An 18266-nucleotide genomic window follows, 5' to 3' on the forward strand; every position below is an offset into this window, starting at 1 on the left:
GGCACCGCACGCCGGTCCGTCCATCCGACCCGGTCCGCCCGACCCCCGGGCGGTGGACCGGGTCGGATGGACCGGCCGGGCAATCGCAGACCATCCGCAGGCCACATCGCGAGCAAGGCAGGGTCATGACCGAGGAGAGCAGACGGACCGCGGTGGAGCGCCCGCCGCTGGGTCGGCCGGGCGGGCTGGACACCGGGCTGACCCGCCTGGGCCTGTGCTCGGTCACCTTCCGCCGGCTGCCCGCTGCCGAGGTCGCGCGACGCGCGGCTGACGCGGGCCTGGAGGTGATCGAGTGGGGAGCGGACGTGCACGCGCCGGCGGGGGAGCCCGGCACGATCCGAGCGGTGCGTGAGGTCTCCGACCGCTACGGGCTGGCCTGTTGTTCCTACGGTTCGTATTTCCGTGCCACCCGCGCGGAGCTGGCGGCGTTTCCCGCTGTGGCCCAGGCCGCCGTGGTGCTCGGGGCGCCGCGGGTACGGGTCTGGGCGGGGGGAACCGGATCGCGGTCCGTCCTGCCGGACGAGCGGTACGAAACCGTGCTCTGCCTGCGGGAGGCGGCCCGGATCGCCGCGGACCACGGCTTGGAGCTCGCGCCGGAGTTCCACGGCGGAACGCTCACCGACACCGTCGCCTCGACCCTGCGGCTGCTGGACGAGGTGGGCGCGGACAACGTCCGCACGTACTGGCAGCCGCCGCAGGACACCCCCGACGAGGAGGCGCTGGCAGGGCTCGTCGAACTCGGCGACCGGGTCACCGCCGTACACGTCTTCTCGTGGTGGCCCGGCCACAACAGGCTTCCACTGGCGGACCGCTGGGACCTGTGGGCTCCAGCGCTCGGCCTGCTCGCGGGCCGGGGTGTCGAGGCGCTCCTGGAGTTCGTCCCCGGCGACGACCCCGCGGTGCTGGCCCGCGAGGCCCAGACCCTCAGGCGCGCCGCAGATCAATCCCCATCCGGTCAGACGTAGTTGACTGTGATCCGACGGGCCACGACAGGCGTCCCGTCCTCCGCCCACAACGCCAGGACGGCAGACATGCACATCAAGGATGACGACACGCTCCTGTTCATCGGGGACTCCATCACCGACGCGGGCCGCGACCGTGCGGATCCCGCATCGCTCGGCCAGGGATACGTCCGCGAGATCGCGCGGACTTTGCGCGAGCGGGCGCACGACGGACCCGGCCCCCGCATCATCAACAGGGGGATCAACGGCCACCGCGTGTATGACCTCGCATCCCGCTGGAGCACTGACGTCATCGACCACCGGCCCACCGTCGTCACGGTCAAGATCGGCATCAACGACACCTGGCGGCGCTACGACCGAAACCTCCCCAGTCCGGTCGACGAGTTCGAGGCGTGCCTCGACCGCCTGCTCGCGGACACCGCGAGCAAGCTGTCCGCACAGCTGGTCGTCATCACTCCGTTCCTGCTCCCGGTCGGGCCGGACCAGGAACGCTGGTTCGAGGACCTGTCGCCGCGTACCGACGCCGTCCTGCGGGCAGCTGTGAACAACGGAGCCCAAGTGGTCCGCGCAGACCTTGTCCTGCCCCGCGCGGCGCAGGATCGGGAGCCGGCGGAGCTGGCCCCGGACGGCGTCCACCCGACCCCTCTGGGGCACCGGCTGATCGCCGACGCCTGGCTCGCCGAGGTCGCTCCCACGACCCCGCACGGGCGGCGGTAGCACCGCCCCAGAAGAGACTGCCCCGAACCCTGCACGCCGGCTGGGGCCCAGGGACGGCGGGGTGATCGTGATTCGGCATCAGGCCGCAGGGTGTCACCGATGAGGGCAGGCGCGGTGATCGCGGGCGGTGACTCGGCGCCCATGAAAGGCACTTCGACGTTCAAATAATTGACGTTGAGGAGCGTGCGTCACGGTGGTAATCTCACGTCGAACATTTCAACGTTGAGGAGTCCTCGTGGAGCGTGACGCCGTCGACCTCATCGTGGAACAGTGGGCTCGCGTCCGCCCCGACCTCGACGCGTCCCCCGTGAACGTTCTCGGCCGCCTGTCACGGGTGACCCGTATCGTCGAGCGCGAGTTCCAAGCGCTCTTCAGCGAATTCGGGCTGCAGATGGGCGAGTTCGACGTCCTCGGGACCCTCCTCCGCGCCGGCCCACCCGGCGGCATGACCGCGGGGGAACTGACCCGCCACTCGATGAAGACGGCCGGTGCCATCACCAACCGGCTCGACCGGCTCGTCGCCAAGGGCTACGTCACACGCGACCTCGACCCCGCCAACCGGCGTACGGTCATCGTCGCCCTCACCCCCGCCGGCCGCGAGCTCATCGACCGTGTCATCGGCGCCCACCTCGACAATTCACGGCGCATCCTCGCCGCGCTCGATCCGCACCGGCAAGGCGACCTCGCCGCTACCCTGCGCACTCTGCTGATCAGCCTTGGTGATCAGGCGAATGACACGAGCGACGTCCGCCTGGCGGGCGAGGCTTGAGTCACTGGCCCCCGAGCAGTCCGTTCCGCCAGGGCATCCCCGCCGCTTCCCTTCTCGCCCTCGAACCTGGCCGCAATCGCACGGCGATGGGGGACTGAACATTCCACTCCGGGTCCGTGGGCGGCGACTCGCTCACCGCCAGCAACCGGGACCGGGCCGGACTGGACCAAGACCTCGCGGCGGTCCGCTCCGGCGACACCTTCGTCATCCCCAACTCGACCGGCTCGCACGCTCCTTCCCTGACATCATCAGATTGCCCCGGCAAGCACGACGCCACTACCGAGGAGTACTTCAATGCCCACCTTGCGCTGGACCACCCCCAACTCTCCCGAAGGCCACGAATCCGCGCTGATCATGGCGTCGCGATTCGAGGTCCGGAGCCTTAAGGACGTGCCGCGGTTCTTCCTCAACTCGCTGGCGGCGTGGCGCCAGGTCCGCAAAGCTCCAGGCTGCTTCGGCGCCTCGCTCGTCGCCCGGCCCGTCAAGCGGACGTTCCAGACACTGTCCGCATGGGAGAGCCGTGAGCAGCTCATGACGTTCGTTCAGACGGAGCCGCACCGCTCCATCATGAAGGCGATGCGCTCCACGATGAGCGATTCCACGTTCGTGTTCTGGGACGCCTCCGTCGCGGATCTCCCGATCAGCTGGGCCGAGGCCGAACGACGACTCGACGAAATGGCGACCAAGGAAGCCCAGGAGCGCTGACCAGCTGATGCGTCCTGCCCGCAGCCACGTCCACTGACCGTCCGGACAAGATCGTCCAGCCACGCCGTTGGCGGTCTCGGGCGCGGCCAGCTCCGGCAGGCACTGCGCATGGACGAGCTGACTCAGCTCGAGGCGGTGTCATCGGGCTGACCGAAGTGGCAAAAGCCACCCCGGAGGACGCGGGACGCACTCCCGACCTGGCCGGGCGCGGACTGCGTGCCCACAACCCTGCCCAAAGCCAACTCGCCGGGGCACTGCCTGACAGAAGCCGGCAGAACACGTCCAACTGTCTGCGGACGAGGCTGCGATAGGGTCAGTTGATCACTCGTACACATGGGGAGCTGCAGTAGTGACGACCGACGTGACACCCGAACTGGCCGAGGCGATCCAGCGTGGCTACGACCAGCGCGACCGGGCGAACATGGCGCCGACGATCGCGTACTTCCAGGCGCTGCTCGCCGAACACCCCGACCACCCAGTCCTCGTATACGAGGTGGGTGGCGCCTACGACACCGCGGGCCTGGAAGAGACCGCCCGCGGCTACTACGAGCGGGCCCTCGCCCTCGGCCTCGACGGTGACGCCCTGCGCCGGTGCCTGTGCCAGTACGCCAGCACCCTGAGGTGGCTGGGCGAGCTGGACACGTCGCTCGTGGTGCTCGACCGCGCCCGCAGGGAGTTCCCCGACTCCGACTCCGTACGCGTCTTCCGCGCCCTGACCCTCAACGATGCCCAGCGGCCGGACGAGGCGGTGGCCGAGTTGCTCACCGTCGTCACCGGGCACGCCGAGGTCACCGACCTCGGGCGGTGGGCGGTCGGGCTGAGCGGCCTCGCCCAGTGGCTCGCCGACGGCCGCCCCGAATAGGAAGCGTCCCCCTGCGCAAGGCCGGCGGGATGCTGAGCGGGCGCGAAGCTGCCGGTTTCGAGGAGTCAGGGCCCGCCGCCTGGCCCGCCCCCTGCCACAGGGCCAGCAGGCACCCATCCGTCTCGCTGCCTGACCTTGATGCCCCGCTGCCGTCCACCTCACCGTCCATCGGCGCCCAACCGAACGGCAACCGGCGGAGCACAGCTCGCCGCCTGGGGCGTTTCGTGGCCAGCACCCGGCTGACCGAGCGCTGGAGAGCCGCACGCCAAGCCAGCGCGCCGCCGCCCCTGCCCCGCCCCGGCCGACTTCACGCAGGAGACACTCGACTTGGGCTGACCCTACGACAGCGAGGCCGGACAGGATCCGAACGGCGGCTTCCCACCTCGTCCCCGCGCGCTGAAGTGGTGCCCGCCCTGCCGGATGTCCCGGCCGGGCTCGCGAGGGAGGAACTGGTGGAGACCTTCGAGACGGGGCAAACGGTCGTTCGGCGTGACGTACACCGCTCCGGGCGGGTGTGGAGTGAACAGGCGCTACGGGTCCTCGCCGACACGGGCGAGGCGCTGGTGACCGCGTGCCCGCCCGGGACTCAGGCCCGCTGGCCCACCCCGGGCCGGGCCCTTCGCCGACGCCGACCAGTGGGCGGCCTGGCGCTGGAACCCCGGCTGGCCGCCGCCATGTCTGCCCCAGTGCGAGGGAGCCATTGAGCACGGAGCACGGATCACTGACACCACCCCAACCGGTGTGCGCGTTGCACCGCACGACGCACCGCCCCCACCTGGACAAAAGGGATCCACCCGGCCAGGGTCGTATCCGTGAGCACCCCTCTTGGCGTCACGCTGCGCCCGTACACCCCGGCTGATCAGACCGCTGTTCTCCACTTGATCAACGCCGACCGCCTCCCTGGCCAGCCGCCGACCACTCCCGCGATGCTCCATCAGGCGCTGGAGGGCCGCTCGCCGGTAGATGCGCAGTGGTGGGCCGCACTGGACCAGCCCACCACCGAGGTGGTCGTGGAGGACACCGGGGCCGTCTTCGGCGTGGTGTCCTACGCCGTCCGGCCCAAGGACGACACGGGGGTGATCCTGTGGCTGCATTGCGGGGAGGCCGCCCGGACCGCCGACCTGCTGATCCGGCGCGCGGTCGCCGCACTGGCGCCGCGCCCGGTCCAGGCGTTCCAGATCGCCTCCGCGCTGTCTCTGGGGCTGGAGGCGTTGCCGGTCCGGAACCGTGCGGTCACCGATGAGGCGTTGCGGCGGGCGGGGTTCACCGGCGAGCGGCTGTGGCGGTACCTGCGCGCCGCACTGCCCACCCCGGGCCTGCCTCACGCCGCCCACGTTCACATCGGCCGCGCCGACGACACGGGCAAGAACACCCGACGGCTGGAGATCCGCAACGGCCCCGACGTGGTCGCGGAGGCTGTGGTGGGCCCGCCCGTCCACGGCATCGGCGTCCTGTGGCGGATCGAAGTGGCCCCATCCGCACGCGGCCAAGGGCTGGGGCGCGCCCTGTTGGGCTCTGCCCTGGACGTGTTGACCGGGCTGGGCGCCACCGAGGTGATCCTGTACGTCGACGACGATGCTCCTGCCGGAGACGACCGAGACCGCACCGCAACGAACCGCCTCTACGATTCAGCAGGATTCATCGAGATCGACCAACTCCACTCCTACACGCTCGCACGCACTGGGCATCCGCGTTGAGGTCTCTCCGCATGGCATCCCGAAGAGACTGGTATGCCTCGTCGTAGCGCAGCCGGCCCGTGATGTACTCGTCGCTGGCCCGGCCGCATCCGTCGGCGACCACGTCGCGCAGGTCGCGGAGCCGGCGGAATGTGTCATCCGCCGGCCCGACGATGTAGCGAGGCGCGCAGATCGATACTTCGTAGCGCAGGGCTGTGCATGCTTCGAAGGATTCCCACACGGCACGCCCGCGCCGCTGCGGATCTGGGTCTGGCTCGCGCACAGCAACGCGACAGGTGTGCCGGGTCTGTGCCAGGGCCGCCAGGTAGGAGACGTAGAGGGAGCGGCGGCCCGCTCCTGGCCTTCCTGGCGTCCACTGACGCGCGCTGAATCACCCGGGGACACCGTCCCCCTCACCGGCGGCATGCGCTGACGCAACGCGGTCCTCGCCGCCGACCCGAAACGGCCGGAGCCGTTGCTCAAGGTCAGCGAGGGGAGAGGAGGCAGAACTCGTTGCCTTCCGGATCGGCCAGAACCGTCCAGGAGATCGCGGACCGGTCGATACCAGGGTCGGTGGCGCCCAGAGCGCGCAGTCGGGCTTCCTCTGCTCCCAGGTCGTCACCGGGGTAGGGGCACACGTCGAGGTGGACGCGGTTCCACACGCTCTTGGTATCGGGGGTGCGGAGGAACTCCAGGTAGGGCCCGACGCCCTTGGCGGAACGCATGGTCGCATGGTCGTCGGTGACCTCGTGCAGCGTCCAGTCCATCGTCTCGCCCCAGAACCGGGCCATCCCTCGTGGGTCGGTGCAGTCGACCACCACCGCGGCGATCGGCCCGGTGTCCTGGTAGATCGGACGGGGCTCCAGGACGCAGAACTCGTTGCCTTCCGGGTCGGCCATGACCGTCCAGGGGACGTCACCCTGACCCACGTCGGCGAGCGTCGCGCCGAGATCCTTCAGGCGCGCGACCAACTCCGCCTGATGGGCGGTCGAGGTGGTGGCCAGATCAAGGTGCACCCGGTTCTTCACCGTTTTGGGTTCCGGGCGGGCGACGATGTCGATGCAGACGGCCACGGGGTCGGGGTAGACGAAGCCCACGGGTTCGAGGTTGGTCACGCCGGGTCCCTCGCTGTCGACACCCCAACCGAGTGCCTCCGCCCAGAACCGGCCGAGCACGGAGTCGTCCTGGGCCTTCATATTAATCTGTACGAGTCTTGTTGCCATGTCTCAGATCCTAGAAGATGCCGCCCGACCGCCGTGATCCGACATGTGCTCGACCCGGTAGTGACCATGGTCGCCCCTTTCTGTGTCGCCGCGACCAGCCTGCAGGAGTTCCTCGAACGGATCGGCCAACGGTTCGCGAACCAGCCCGGATCATCGGCCGAGGCGCAGAACCGGCATCCCGTTGCCTTGAGGCGATCTCGGTCGTCGGATGACGTCATTTCTGGTGGACATCCGGAGCACACAAGATCGCCGGCTGCTGCCCAAACCCTTGACCAATCGCTGCTACTTCACGGGTTCTGGCTCAGCTTCTGCGCTCTGTCGCTATTTTGGGGGTGGTTGGGCATCAATTCTGTGTGATGGGTGGGGTCCGCATCGCGGACGTTCTGCTGCCAGGTGTCGAGGTTCGGATCGATCGAGTGACACTCACGGAGACGGAGGTCCGGCTCGCCGTAAGGTCTCAGGCCGCGTCGGCAGCATGTCCCGACTATGGACGGCGATCCGCGAGGGTGCACTGCTACTACCCGCGGACTCTGGCGGATCGTCCGGTGGCAGGCAAGCGTGTACGACTTGAACTTCAGGCCCGCCGACTCCTGTGTGACAACGATCAGTGTGACCGCCGCACTTTCACCGAGCAGATACCGGCCCTGACGCGTCGGTACGCACGCCGCACGGACGCTCTCACCGCCCAGCTCGCCGACCTGGCCCTGTTCCTGGGCGGCAAGGCAGGAGCACGCCTGTCCGAACGCATGTCCATCGGCACCTGCAAGGACACCCTGCTCCGGTTCATCCGCGCCCTGCCACTCCCGTCCTCGGCCCATGTCCCGCTTCTCGGTGTCGACGAGTTCGCCCTGCGGCGCGGGCGGACCTACGCAACGATCCTCATCGACATGTCCACCCACCGCCCGATCGACGTTCTCGCTCGCGCCGCGAACACCTTCGCATCATGGCTGCGGAACCATCCCGAAGTGCGGATCATCTGCCGCGACCGTGCCGATTCATTCCGTGACGGAGCCCAGGCGGGCGCCCCGCAGGCCCAGCAGGTGGCCGACGCCTGGCACCTCCTGCACAATCTGGCCGAAGCAGTCGAACGCGTTGTAGGCCGACACCGTGCCGACCTGCGAGAACCTCTCACCTACCATCGGATCAGACTGAAGACAGCCGGCCTCAGGAGAACCCAGACCACACGGAACTGGACATCCGTGGACGGCCACGGCCTCTGGTCACCCGCACCCGTGAACGCCACCAGCAAATCCACGAACGCATCGAGCGCGGTGACAGCCTTCGCGCCATCGCACGACACGTGAACGGAGCCGGCCGTGCCTGTTACAGGACAGTGACACCTCGCCGACAACGCATTCGCGTGACGGAACATCTCTTCTGGTGAGAACCACGCCAATGGCATTTGTCTTGCCTTTGTGTGACAACCGACAGCTTCACTGGAGGGGACCACCATGATCGTCACCAAGCGGCACTCCCTGCGTATCGCCGTAGTCAGCGCCATCGCGGCAGCCTCCGTCGCTCTGGCAGGCACCGCCGCGATGGCCGCGACTCCGGCGACGGCCAGCACCTCCGTCGCGCAGAAGTCACTCGCCGCCAAGGCCACCATCAGTGCGAAGCCGTCGGTGGGCTCCGTCAAGGCGTGGCAGCTGTTCCGTGTCACCGGCACGACGACCGGCCTCAAGGCGGGCACCAAGGTGACCTTGCAGCAGAGGCAGGGCAGCAAGTGGGTCATGCTGCCCGCCTCCGTCCCCGTCGCGCGCAACGGCGCCTACTCGCTGGGCGTCAAGCTCGGCCTCAAGGGCAAGAACAGCCTGCGCATCGTCAGCGGGAACACGGCCTCCCCCGTCTTCAACGTGACGGTGCGCTAGTCCCCGGTGATCGACCTCGACTGTGCCCCGGCGCCGGATGCGCGCCGGGGCACAGTCACGTGCGGCAGGCGTGGAGCGGGTGGTCTGCGGCTATGGGACGTTCCAGGCGGAGATGACGGGCTGCTCGTCCTCGATGGCATGGCAAACGCTCCTTGATCCGGCAACTAGCGGGGGTAGACCTGGAACGTCACCGCTGGGACGCCCCCGAAGCGTGGGGCGGCCATGTCGAGCATGCCCTGGAGGAAGGACTGGGCGTAGTCCTTCGGGGACTGGTCGGAGAGCGCCGTGATGTACGCCCGGTGCTCCGCCAGTGAAGCCACCGCCCGCTCCGCTCCCGAAGGCGTGGCCTCCACCGCGTGCGTGGCCTGGGGGGACCCGGCCACAGCCACCCACCGCACGCCGTCCCACGGCGCGTCCGGCAGGTCGGGGAAGATCCAGCGGTTGCCCGCGTCGCCCGCCGCGTCGAGCGTGGCGCGGCCGACGATTCGGTGGTCGGGGGAGTTCCAGGCCGTGCCGCCCCAAGTGTCGTGGTGGTTGAGCGTGATGAGCAGCTCGGGCCGGTGCCTGCGCACCGCCGCGGCCAGGTCGCGGCGCAGTTCGAGGCCGTCCTGGATGACGCCGTCAGGGTGATCGAGGAATTCCACCGCCGTGACACCGACCACGGCCGCGCTGGCCCGCTGTTCGGCCTCGCGGATCCGGGCCGACTCCTTTGGCTCGAGGCCGTCGATCCCGGCCTCGCCGCGGGTGACCAGCAGATAGGTGATCTCGCGTCCCGCTGCGGTCCACTGGGCGATCGCCGCGGCGGCTCCGTACTCCAGGTCATCGGGGTGGGCGACGATGGCCAGTGCGCGCTGCCAGTCGTCGGGCATGGGTGTCAGTTGGTCCGTCATTTCCGCCACGTTAGGGCCTGTCCGGTCGAGTTGGAACCGGGATTGTGCCGCGGTGGTGCGGCGAGCCGCGATGTGCGGAGCCCGACGTGAGGGCCGGCAGCCGGTAGCGGAAGAGCGGACGCCGGTCGCTGCTCGAAACGAGCAGCATCGCAGGCGTTCGGATTCTTCGATGGAGCGGAGCCTCGGCCCATTTCCTGATCTCGTACCGCAGAACTGCCACGCCGTTTTGCGAAGGCGGTGATCTCAGGTGCACTGACGTTCGGCGCGCTGTCGGATCAGCTCCTCGACGGCGGTGGGCAGGGTGGTTTCGAAGTCGATGAGTTTCGCCCAGGTCGGGGTGATGACGATGCGGACCATGCCGTCGTAGAGGGAGCGGACCTCGGCCTCCCACTCGGTGCGCTGCTCGGGTGTCATCGCGTAGCTGCCGTTCATCTGGAGATACTCCTCCGGGATGCCGTCGACGACGTCCAGCTCGGCCCGCCCGCGCAGGAGCAGGATCTTCGGTGGGTGGACCTCGGTGTCGATGGTCAGGGCAACGATCGGGTTCTTGCGCAGTGCGGGCAGTTTCGCGGCGTTCTTCGTGGTGCACAGGACGATCTGCGAGCCGTTCCAGGTGAACGCGATCGGGATACTGCGTGGGGTGCCGTCCGTGGCGACGTAGGCCAGCCGGGTCAGGTCGCGGGCCAGCAGATCCTGGCTGATCGGGCGGTTCAGGATCTCGGTGATCTGGGTCGGCTGCATGGTGATCGCTCCTTCGTCGAGGTCGTGGAGCGGCCGGTTCGCGGCCTCTCGTGCCCCTGGGACGGAGCCGGCCGCACGTTCTCGACATCCCGCGCACGAATTCTCCTGGAGGCGGCCGCGCAGGAGTACGCCGTCTACGGTCGGAGCCTGGGGGAGGTGTACTGGCAATGCGTGCCGCTCCGTCGGTTCAGCGCGCGCCGCTGGCAGGCCCAGGGCCACAGCGATGTGGGAACGGCGCCGCCGCATCGCCGAGGACGGCGGTGCCCGCCTGCTCGTGGACCTGGCCGAACTGGCCCGCCCACAGGTCATGACAGATACCGCCGGGATCACGGCGGACCTGGCGGACCACGGCCGTACGGGCACGCCCGACGCTGGAAGCCGGTGTGCCCGGTGCATGCTGCCCGATGCGCTGTTGATGGAGGAAGGAGCGGACCGTCGGGCATGCCGACGGTCCGCCACCGATCACATGGTGGTGGTGGTCGGGTTGGTCCACAGGCTTTCGTGGATGCTGAAGCAGGGGGGCCAGAAGGCCCCTTCCTGTTCGGCGTCGACCTCGACGGTGAGTTCCTGCAGAGCGAGAATCTGGTTCATACCGGCGTTCCTTCACTTTCGAGAGGGGACCTCAGGGTGGATGGGATGCCCGTGGTCCAAGGTGAACAACTCGTCCTCGGGGCCGTGCAGGACACGTTGCAGTGCCAGAAGCACTCCTGCGGCGCCCCAAGTCAGGTCGGCGGTGCATCGCATGCCGCCCGCGCCGAGGTAGCGGACACCCTGGCCATGGGGCTGGGCGTGTTTCAGCAGTCCGGTGGCGACCCGTACGGCGGCTTCACGGTCGGTCGGCCGGCCGGTCAGTTCGGCGTGCTCGGCGAGAAAGTAGGTCAGCCCGGCAAGTCCTGTGGACCAGCCCGGTTCCATGGCGCAGGTCTTCCTGGCATCGGCGACGAGCAGCGGCAGTGCCGCGACGCAGCGGTCGTCCGGCGAGGTCGCCACATAGCGGGTGAGGACCGTAGCCACGCCCGCCGAGCCGACGGACAGGTAGGGCATGGCACGCCTGATCACGGCATTGTCGGCGAAGGACAGGCCTCCGTCGGGCAACTGGAGCGCGCGGTCGAGTTCTTCGTGGATCAGGTGACGGCCTGCTGTGAGGTAGGAGGTCCGACCTGTTGCGTCGGCCAGTTGGTGCAGGAAGAGGGCAAGGCCGGAGCGGCCGTGGAACAGCCCTCTGGCGTCGTGGTCGCCGAGGGTCGGCACCAGGTCGGTGGTGCGCACGATCGCGTCTCCGGCTGCCGCGGCCAGCTCCAGGTGCCGGTTGTCGCGTGTGCGCCGGTGCAGGGCCAGCCAGCTCAGGCCGATTCCGGCCCGGCCGTCGGCCAGTGTGGTGGAGGTGCGGGTCAGGGGATGGTTCTCGGCGGTCTGCAGGAGTTCGGTCGCCTCGTCCAGGCGGCCGAGCTGCGCCAGGACCCGGGCGATGCCTGCTGATCCCGCGTTCAGGCCGGGTGGCAGTTCATCGCGCAGTGCCAGGGAGTCGACCAGTAATCGCTTCTCGATCTCCTCAGGGATGGGCACGCCCGCCCGGTGCAGGGCGTGTACCACCCCCGAGGTTCCGTAGGCAACGCCGACGGTGTTGGTGTGGAATGCCTGGGGTGAGGGTGGGAAGACCCAGTCGGATCGACGGGTGTCGGCCGCATCGAGCAGTCCGATGGCTACCCTCGCGGCGAGATCGGCGAGGCAGCCTTCGGGATCGGCGTCCACGTCGGACGGGTCGGGCAATGCCGCGGAACTGCCGCCGTCCGTACGCTGGAAGGCGGTCGCGCGAGCCCACAAGTCCGCCGGCACTGCCGCAGTGGCAGTCAGATCACGTCGCAACAGCGCGAGTTGGGACGATTGACGCTCCGCTGCTCCTTGGAGGGGTGGAGCGAAGAGGGACAGCGTGAGTGCGGCCATGGCGTACCGGTCGTGCAGGAGCGGGTCCGTGTCGGCGTCGGCGAGGCCGCGGGGGAGGGTGAACCCGGGGGTGCCCATGGCGGCCGCCGGCTGAGTCAGCGGTGTGGCGGCCTCGAAATCGATGAGTCTGGCCCGCAGGTCGGCGGTGACGATGACGTTGGCGGGACTGAGGTCCCCGAAGCGGTAGCCCCGGGAGTGAAGGTGGGAAAGGGACTCGTCCAGGCTGCGCAGGATTTGGCGGCAGGCCTTGAAGTAGCTCGCGGAGTCGCGGTTGGGCCACTCGGCCTTGGTGGTGGGTGAGTTCCGGGCCACCCAATGGTGCAGCGAGATGCCGTCGATGAACTCTGTGACCAGGAAGTCGTGTTCCCACTCGGTGAAGTGGTCCAGGGGCTGCGGGCATACCCCGGGGGCCGCCGCGTGGAGGGCGGTGAGGACGTCGTATTCGCGGCGCAGTCTCTGCCGCGCGCTGACGCCGTCCCAGGTATAGCCGTTGTGGGCGCGTGCTTCCTTGATGAAGACAGCGCGTCCGGTGCGGCGGTCCACCGCCTGATATGCCCCTCCGGCGTTGCTGGGCTGCAGTACCTTGGCGATCTCGTAGTGGCGGATGACGATCGGCCCGGAGTGCGGTGCGGGCTCCTTGGCGACGAAGGGATCGGTGACGCCGTCGGGAAGGATGAACGCGGGTCGGCGTTGGTCCGGCACGTCGCGTCCGAAGCCGTCACGGATGACCGGTTCTCTGCTGCCGTCCAGGCGTAGCCGGCTGCGGTGGCTGAACGCGCCGTAGCGGTAGTGGACGGTCCGAGAATCCCGGTAGCGGCGGTCGGACAGGATGTACGGGCCCTCCTCGCCCTCCAGCGCGGCCGAAAGGACGGCCAGGAGCCGGTGGGCCGTCTCGGTGTCCTGCGGGTAGAGGGCGCAGAACTTGCCGGCCTGTGCACGGTCCGCGTGCTTGTGGTGCAGTGCCAGGAAGAACTTCTGGGCGCTGACGTGCTTGAACGGCACCCGCTCAGCGAAGCAGGTATGTGCTACAGCGTCGAGGACGTCCTGTGTGCGGTCCAGGCGCGCGGACACATGGATCTTCCAGCCTTGAGCGGCCCGTCGGAGAGAGGGGTGGCTCCACGCCGTCCAGATGTCCTTGCCGGTGCTCAGCCATCCATCGGCCACCTGCGCAGGGGCGAGCCGCTGCCCGGTGTCGCTGATGGTTGCCAGCGGGGCGTAGAACTCCTGACTCGCAAGCGCCATACCGATGGCGTCGAGCAACGGATCCTCCTGAGGGTCGAACGAAGGTGGGCAGAGTGGCGGGTGGGAAGGATCTTTGGGAACCAGTGGCATGTCGTTCAGTGGCATGTCGTCCCAGGCCGAAGCACCCGGGCCGGGAGTGTGACGTCGTGTGCTCGATGCCGGGTCGCGGATCGGACGGCACCAGGCACGTCGGCTGCACGACGTCGGGGAAAGGGCGTCGACAGCGGGAGGACAGCCCTGCAGCTTTCTGCGATCACCCTCCTCACCACCCACCGGCCCTCCGCCGGCACCGAGGGATTGCGGCGCGCGCCGCAAGCCGGGAACGCAGACGCGCGAGGATCACTGTGCCGGAGCAGGCGCCGACAGCGCATCCGTGAAAGCCCGTAGCCCCGCACGTAGACGGCGGGCCGGCCGGTCGAAGGTCGGCCCCCGTATCCCGCAGGGTTGCGCGCGGCCGGAGAGAAAGCCGGCCATCATCTGTCCGGAAGCCGACTTCGAGCTCTCGCAGAACCAAGCGTGCCCGCATAGCCTTCCGCTTCGCCGCCGCCAAACCATTGGACGAACTCTCCGGGAGCGCCGTCCATGCACCGAATCGCGCCCTCGTGGCCGTCAGCGTCAACGTCGAGATCGGCGACCGGGTCCCCGGAGACGCTGGGGGAACCGGGTTGCACCGGTACCTGCTGCGGCTTCCTGACCGTGAACGTGCAGCGGTTCGGGGAGATCGTGCAGTGGTCGGACCGGGAGGTTCCGTGGGAGTCTCACACCGCCGAGCCGCCGCACCCTCCGCCGGAGCTCCACTTCGACGCGGTTCAGTACGACGCCGAAGTGGCTCGCGCTGAGGGCCGGCGTGTACGGCCCGCGGTGATGATCCACGGCCGTCCGGACCTGCGGATCGGGCTGAGGAAAGCCATCGACGACAGGTCGCCACCGTGGTCCGTACTCTGCCTCCGGGCAGTTCCTTGGAAGTCGCTCGCACGGGGTGGATACCGCGGCGGGTGGGGGCGTTGATGCGGGGGGACGGCCGAAGGTCAGCGCATGGCTGTGGGGCTCGTGGGTAGGCAGGGGGACCAACGATTGCACCTTGGCCGCCGGCACGGTGAAACTGCGGCGGCGGACCTCGTGAGGAGTTTCAGCGGCGGACCCCTGCGGGTGGAGGGTGGCGGGGCCTACTGTGCCGTCATGAAGACTTCCGGCAAGAAGAAGCCCCTTTCCGAGGATCTGAAGGTGCTGGATGCCGACTTGGCCGTGGCCGCTGACATGATCGCCGGCAATGCGGCCACCAGTCTGCGCGACGGCCGGTGGGTGGATCTGGTCGTGGACTTGGTCGAGGCCAACCGGCGTACTCAGATCAGCCTGCACGAAGCGGTCGAGAAGGCGCTCGCGCACGGTCAGAGCTTCGAGTCCCTGGCAGCTGGATCCCATCTGTCGGCCGAGTATCTGCAGGAGGCGTACGAGCAGTTCGATCGTGCGGCGGTGGCACGACCTGGTCCCGATAAGGACGGCCGGGAGCCGTGGCGGGTCCTGGGTTGAGGGCCGTACCGTCGAAAGGCGTCCGAAAGCCAGCCCTCCCGTGGCGGGGGACGCCCGTGTCGTACGGCATGTTCAGAGGGCTAACAGTTCGTCCGGCGTAGGAGCAGGGTGACGAATCCGAGGGTGCCCCGGTAGCCGTGGAGCCAGGTGTGGCGGTGTTCGGCCGCTGCCTTGAGGGCTTCTCCGTTGTCGGGGTGCTCGGGGTGGTCCAGGGCCCACTGGGAGAGGCTTCCGGTCCAGGACCACTCGTAGTCGTCCCATACCTGGAGGGTGCTGACGCGTCGATCCGTTGACGGTCCATGGCGGCATCCTGCCCCTGCCTGCCGCGTGGGTCTCACGGTTTTTGGCAGGTAGTGGGGGACGCGCAGGGGCGGGAAGCGGATCGTTCAGGCTGGTGGATGGGGGTGGTGCGTGCTGTCAGCGTGTCAGGGAGACGGCGAAGGGCTGGAATCCATGGCGTCGCACGATGTGGGGGACCAGCAGGATGAGGGCTTCTGTGGCGCGGGCGGTAGTGATGCCGCCGAGGTTCTCGATCCATTCCGGCTGCCAGCCGAGGTCGCCGAGCAGGGCTCCGACGGTCTTCTTGGCGTGGTCGTCCTCGCCGGACAGGTAGACCGTTGGCGGTGTGGCCAGCGTATGTGGCGACGTCATGACCATGAAGAGCATGGTGTTGAGGGTCTTGACGACCCGGGTGTCGGGTAGGGCCTGCTGGAGGTTTTCGGCCAGGCTGCTGCCGGGGTAGACGAGGTCTCCCGGCAGTCCGTCGGCGGCATCGTGGGTGGCGTTGGAGACGTCGATGAGGATTTTGTCGGCGAGTTCGGTGCGCAGTTCCGTCAGTCGTTCCAGCGCGCTGTCGCCCGGGGTCGCGTTGATCACGATGTCGGCGGCGCGCGCGGTGGCGCGCTGGTCGGCGAACCGGATCGAGGGGTCCATGCCTGCCTCCTTGCCCGCTGCTGCCGCGTCGGGGGTGCGGTGGCCGAGGATGACGGTGTGTCCGGCGGCGGCGAGGGCACGGGCGAGGTTGCTGCCGACGCGCCCGGTGCCGAGAATGCCGATGGTGCTCATGGGGGACTCCTTGTGGTGGGAGGGCTGATCAGGCGAGCGGGGCGAGGACCGTGACGGCGGCGGCGTGAAGGCCGGGGGCCGCGGCCAGGAAATCAGGGCTGGCCAGATTCCAGGGCGCGCCGCTGATGTCGGTGACGGTGCCGCCGGCCTCGATGGCCAGAAGGGCGCCGGCCACCAGGCCGGAGCGGACGTCGGAGAACTGCCAGAAGGCGTCCATCCGTCCGGCGGCGAGGTGGATGAGTTGCAAGGTGGCGGGGACCGAGACCCGGACGACCAGGCCGTTGATCAGCATCGCGGTGACGGATTCGCCGATCTTGCGGAAGGCGTCGGCGTCCTCGCCGGGCTTGGCCTGGCCGGTGCCGACCAGGGCCGCGCCCAGGTCGGTCTTGGCCGACGCGCGCAGCACGGCGCCGTTGAGGTGGGCGCCCCTTCCCGCGATCGCGGTGTAGGTGTCGCCGGTCAGCGGAAGGTGGACCACGGTCAGGACCGGCTGGTTGTCGCGCACCAAGGTGGCGGTGACCGCCCAGTCGGGCATGCCGTGGACGTGGTTGATGTTGCCTTCGGCGGGATCGACGATCCACCACTCGCCGTCTGGCAGCGCCCCGCCGGCCAGTTCGTCCTCGGCCCACTGCGAGCCCGGCCTGGCCAGGAGCAGCGGCTCCCGCATGACTTTCAGGACCGCGTCGTCGTTGGCGTAGATCTCCTTCACGATCTCGTCGAGAGCCGTTCCGCGAGCGTGCGTGGTGAAGCGGTCGAGCAGTGTGTCGCCTGCGGTTCGAACGATGGAAGTGACCGTGGCCAACAGGGAGTTGTCGAGGTCGAAAGACGTGTCGAAGGACATGGGGTGCTCCTGAAGAGGAAGTGACCGAAGCGGCGATGGCCGCGGCCCTGGTGTCTGGTCTCGACCGTAGACCGACCACTGATTAACAACCAGTGCATGTTGGTCAGCTATATATTTACTCTCATGCACTTGGACTTGAACCTGCTCACGGCCTTGGACGCACTACTGGAAGAGGGCAGCGTGAGCGGCGCGGCGGCTCGCACCCATGTCACCGCCCCGGCGATGAGCCGCTCGCTGGGCCGTCTCCGCAAGGTCACCGGGGACCAGATCCTGGTCCGCTCCGGGCACACCATGGTCCCCACCACCTACGCTCTCGCCGTCCGAGCACAGGTCCACGACCTCGTGCAGCAGGCGCACGAGGTGCTGTCGCCGGACCGGGAGGTGGATCTGAGCACGCTCGAGCGCGTGTTCACGGTGCGCTGGCACGACGCCCTCGCCGACGCCTGCGGCCCGGCCCTGTTGGCAACGGTGCACCGCCAGGCCCCGGGCATCCGGCTGCGTTTCGTCGCCGAGCCCAGTGCCGACACCCCGGACCTGCGCCGGGGCGATGTGGACCTGGAGTCCGGCACCGGCACGCCCGCGGCGCCCGACGTCCGCCACCGGCAGATCGGGCAGGACCGCCTTGTCGTCGCGGTACGCCCAGGTCACCCCTTGGCCGGAGCACCGCTGACCGTCGAACGCTACGTTGCGGCCGAGCATGTCACCGTCTCGCGTCGTGGACGGCTGCGCGACCCGGTCGACGATGTCCTGGCCAGCCTCGGAATGGAGCGTGTGGTCGTCGCTGCGGCCCCAACAGCATCAACCGCCCTACGACTTGTCCACGGCACTGACCTGGTGGTATCCGTCCCCGAGGCCAGTACCCGAGCGGCGCGACGACAACTGGGCCTGCTGGCGCTGCCGGTCCCCATGCAACTGCCGCCGATCGGGCTGTACCTGGCCTGGCACCGGCGCCATGACAACGACCGGGCCCACACCTGGCTTCGCGAACAGGCCCGAACGGTCCTGCAAGCCCTGTTCGCGGAACCGACCACACCGGAACGGCAACCGACCCGATGAGCGGCGCTCGCGGCAATACGGAATCCACCGGACACGCGGTACGTGCCCCCCGGCCACGGCTCCCCTCTACAGCAGACACGGCTGAGAGGCCGACGACCGCCTCGCCCTGCAGGCCGGTGCCGACACGACCGGCACCGCAAGATGTTCCTTCTCCAGTACCACTTCGCGATGTTCC

General features: G+C 68.9%; 18 protein-coding genes. 10 read left to right on the forward strand and 8 right to left on the reverse strand.

What is annotated here, in order from left to right:
- Nucleotides 1-125 precede the first annotated feature (125 nt).
- From O3W51_RS20065 to O3W51_RS20090, 6 genes are all read left to right on the forward strand, one after another.
- The gene (locus O3W51_RS20065) at nucleotides 126-965 is read left to right on the forward strand and encodes a sugar phosphate isomerase/epimerase family protein (RefSeq protein ID WP_198358674.1); all 840 of its coding nucleotides are present in this window, start codon (nucleotides 126-128) and stop codon (nucleotides 963-965) included.
- Nucleotides 966-1031: 66 nt separating this feature from the next.
- The gene (locus O3W51_RS20070; RefSeq protein ID WP_138355326.1) at nucleotides 1032-1679 is read left to right on the forward strand and encodes an SGNH/GDSL hydrolase family protein; all 648 of its coding nucleotides are present in this window, start codon (nucleotides 1032-1034) and stop codon (nucleotides 1677-1679) included.
- Nucleotides 1680-1914: 235 nt separating this feature from the next.
- Entirely contained in the window at nucleotides 1915-2448 is a 534-nt protein-coding gene (locus tag O3W51_RS20075; RefSeq protein WP_138355327.1) for a MarR family winged helix-turn-helix transcriptional regulator, read from the forward strand.
- Between the two features lie 294 nt (nucleotides 2449-2742).
- Nucleotides 2743-3153, forward strand: a complete 411-nt coding sequence (locus tag O3W51_RS20080) for a DUF3291 domain-containing protein (RefSeq protein ID WP_138355328.1) — start codon at nucleotides 2743-2745, stop codon at nucleotides 3151-3153.
- Between the two features lie 349 nt (nucleotides 3154-3502).
- Complete coding sequence (locus O3W51_RS20085; RefSeq protein ID WP_198358676.1) at nucleotides 3503-4015, forward strand: tetratricopeptide repeat protein; 513 nt, start codon at nucleotides 3503-3505, stop codon at nucleotides 4013-4015.
- Nucleotides 4016-4827: 812 nt separating this feature from the next.
- Complete coding sequence (locus tag O3W51_RS20090) at nucleotides 4828-5712, forward strand: GNAT family N-acetyltransferase (RefSeq protein WP_138355329.1); 885 nt, start codon at nucleotides 4828-4830, stop codon at nucleotides 5710-5712.
- A gap of 464 nt (nucleotides 5713-6176) precedes the next feature.
- On the opposite strand, the gene O3W51_RS20095 is transcribed toward O3W51_RS20090, so the two are convergent.
- Entirely contained in the window at nucleotides 6177-6914 is a 738-nt protein-coding gene (locus O3W51_RS20095) for a VOC family protein (protein WP_138355330.1), read from the reverse strand.
- Nucleotides 6915-7270: 356 nt separating this feature from the next.
- Between O3W51_RS20095 and O3W51_RS20100 the strand changes: the two genes are divergently transcribed.
- Both O3W51_RS20100 and O3W51_RS20105 read left to right on the forward strand, forming a co-directional pair.
- Nucleotides 7271-8218 carry an ISL3 family transposase gene (locus O3W51_RS20100; protein ID WP_269287118.1) on the forward strand — a complete coding sequence of 316 codons (948 nt, stop codon included), beginning with the start codon at nucleotides 7271-7273 and terminating at the stop codon, nucleotides 8216-8218.
- A 147-nt stretch (nucleotides 8219-8365) separates the two neighbouring features.
- Nucleotides 8366-8782 (forward strand): hypothetical protein, encoded by a 417-nt coding sequence (locus O3W51_RS20105; protein WP_138355332.1) that lies wholly within the window; start codon nucleotides 8366-8368, stop codon nucleotides 8780-8782.
- Between the two features lie 164 nt (nucleotides 8783-8946).
- Here the strand turns inward: O3W51_RS20105 and O3W51_RS20110 are convergent, their stop codons facing one another.
- The 4 genes from O3W51_RS20110 to lanKC all read right to left on the reverse strand — a co-directional run bounded on the left by O3W51_RS20110 (nucleotide 8947) and on the right by lanKC (nucleotide 13617).
- Complete coding sequence (locus O3W51_RS20110; protein ID WP_138355333.1) at nucleotides 8947-9672, reverse strand: PIG-L deacetylase family protein; 726 nt, start codon at nucleotides 9670-9672, stop codon at nucleotides 8947-8949.
- Nucleotides 9673-9915: 243 nt separating this feature from the next.
- The gene (locus O3W51_RS20115) at nucleotides 9916-10413 is read right to left on the reverse strand and encodes a pyridoxamine 5'-phosphate oxidase family protein (RefSeq protein WP_138355334.1); all 498 of its coding nucleotides are present in this window, start codon (nucleotides 10411-10413) and stop codon (nucleotides 9916-9918) included.
- 462 nt (nucleotides 10414-10875) lie between these two features.
- A complete protein-coding gene (locus tag O3W51_RS20120; RefSeq protein ID WP_269287099.1) occupies nucleotides 10876-11004 on the reverse strand; it encodes a hypothetical protein in 129 nt (42 codons plus the stop codon).
- A 12-nt stretch (nucleotides 11005-11016) separates the two neighbouring features.
- Nucleotides 11017-13617, reverse strand: coding sequence for a class III lanthionine synthetase LanKC (gene lanKC, locus O3W51_RS20125; protein ID WP_269287100.1), 2601 nt, complete (start codon nucleotides 13615-13617; stop codon nucleotides 11017-11019).
- Between the two features lie 1161 nt (nucleotides 13618-14778).
- On the opposite strand from lanKC, the gene O3W51_RS20130 reads away from it, so the two are divergent.
- The gene (locus O3W51_RS20130; protein ID WP_138355336.1) at nucleotides 14779-15129 is read left to right on the forward strand and encodes a hypothetical protein; all 351 of its coding nucleotides are present in this window, start codon (nucleotides 14779-14781) and stop codon (nucleotides 15127-15129) included.
- A gap of 80 nt (nucleotides 15130-15209) precedes the next feature.
- On the opposite strand, the gene O3W51_RS20135 is transcribed toward O3W51_RS20130, so the two are convergent.
- The 3 genes from O3W51_RS20135 to O3W51_RS20145 form a co-directional block, all read right to left on the reverse strand.
- Nucleotides 15210-15467, reverse strand: a complete 258-nt coding sequence (locus tag O3W51_RS20135) for a hypothetical protein (protein ID WP_306665041.1) — start codon at nucleotides 15465-15467, stop codon at nucleotides 15210-15212.
- Between the two features lie 79 nt (nucleotides 15468-15546).
- Nucleotides 15547-16194 carry an NADPH-dependent F420 reductase gene (locus O3W51_RS20140; protein ID WP_138355337.1) on the reverse strand — a complete coding sequence of 216 codons (648 nt, stop codon included), beginning with the start codon at nucleotides 16192-16194 and terminating at the stop codon, nucleotides 15547-15549.
- 28 nt (nucleotides 16195-16222) lie between these two features.
- Entirely contained in the window at nucleotides 16223-17035 is an 813-nt protein-coding gene (locus tag O3W51_RS20145) for an inositol monophosphatase family protein (protein ID WP_269287101.1), read from the reverse strand.
- Between the two features lie 123 nt (nucleotides 17036-17158).
- Here O3W51_RS20145 and O3W51_RS20150 point away from each other — a divergent pair, with 123 nt between their 5' ends.
- Nucleotides 17159-18091 carry a LysR family transcriptional regulator gene (locus O3W51_RS20150; RefSeq protein ID WP_138355339.1) on the forward strand — a complete coding sequence of 311 codons (933 nt, stop codon included), beginning with the start codon at nucleotides 17159-17161 and terminating at the stop codon, nucleotides 18089-18091.
- Nucleotides 18092-18266: the final 175 nt, after the last annotated feature.

The organism is Streptomyces sp. H39-C1 (assembly GCF_027158125.1).
In the GTDB taxonomy this organism is placed as follows: Bacteria; Actinomycetota; Actinomycetes; order Streptomycetales; family Streptomycetaceae; genus Actinacidiphila; species Actinacidiphila fildesensis.

Excerpts from the sequence above, each read along its gene's own strand:
- O3W51_RS20065 (WP_198358674.1), top strand. The coding sequence starts at position 126 with ATGACCGAGGAGAGCAGACGGACCGCGGTGGAGCGCCCGCCGCTGGGT.
- O3W51_RS20070 (WP_138355326.1), top strand. The coding sequence starts at position 1,032 with ATGCACATCAAGGATGACGACACGCTCCTGTTCATCGGGGACTCCATC.
- O3W51_RS20080 (WP_138355328.1), top strand. The coding sequence starts at position 2,743 with ATGCCCACCTTGCGCTGGACCACCCCCAACTCTCCCGAAGGCCACGAA.
- O3W51_RS20095 (WP_138355330.1), bottom strand. The coding sequence starts at position 6,914 with ATGGCAACAAGACTCGTACAGATTAATATGAAGGCCCAGGACGACTCC.
- O3W51_RS20100 (WP_269287118.1), top strand. The coding sequence starts at position 7,271 with ATGGGTGGGGTCCGCATCGCGGACGTTCTGCTGCCAGGTGTCGAGGTT.
- O3W51_RS20105 (WP_138355332.1), top strand. The coding sequence starts at position 8,366 with ATGATCGTCACCAAGCGGCACTCCCTGCGTATCGCCGTAGTCAGCGCC.
- O3W51_RS20110 (WP_138355333.1), bottom strand. The coding sequence starts at position 9,672 with ATGACGGACCAACTGACACCCATGCCCGACGACTGGCAGCGCGCACTG.
- O3W51_RS20115 (WP_138355334.1), bottom strand. The coding sequence starts at position 10,413 with ATGCAGCCGACCCAGATCACCGAGATCCTGAACCGCCCGATCAGCCAG.
- O3W51_RS20120 (WP_269287099.1), bottom strand. The coding sequence starts at position 11,004 with ATGAACCAGATTCTCGCTCTGCAGGAACTCACCGTCGAGGTCGACGCC.
- O3W51_RS20130 (WP_138355336.1), top strand. The coding sequence starts at position 14,779 with ATGAAGACTTCCGGCAAGAAGAAGCCCCTTTCCGAGGATCTGAAGGTG.
- O3W51_RS20140 (WP_138355337.1), bottom strand. The coding sequence starts at position 16,194 with ATGAGCACCATCGGCATTCTCGGCACCGGGCGCGTCGGCAGCAACCTC.
- O3W51_RS20145 (WP_269287101.1), bottom strand. The coding sequence starts at position 17,035 with ATGTCCTTCGACACGTCTTTCGACCTCGACAACTCCCTGTTGGCCACG.
- O3W51_RS20150 (WP_138355339.1), top strand. The coding sequence starts at position 17,159 with ATGCACTTGGACTTGAACCTGCTCACGGCCTTGGACGCACTACTGGAA.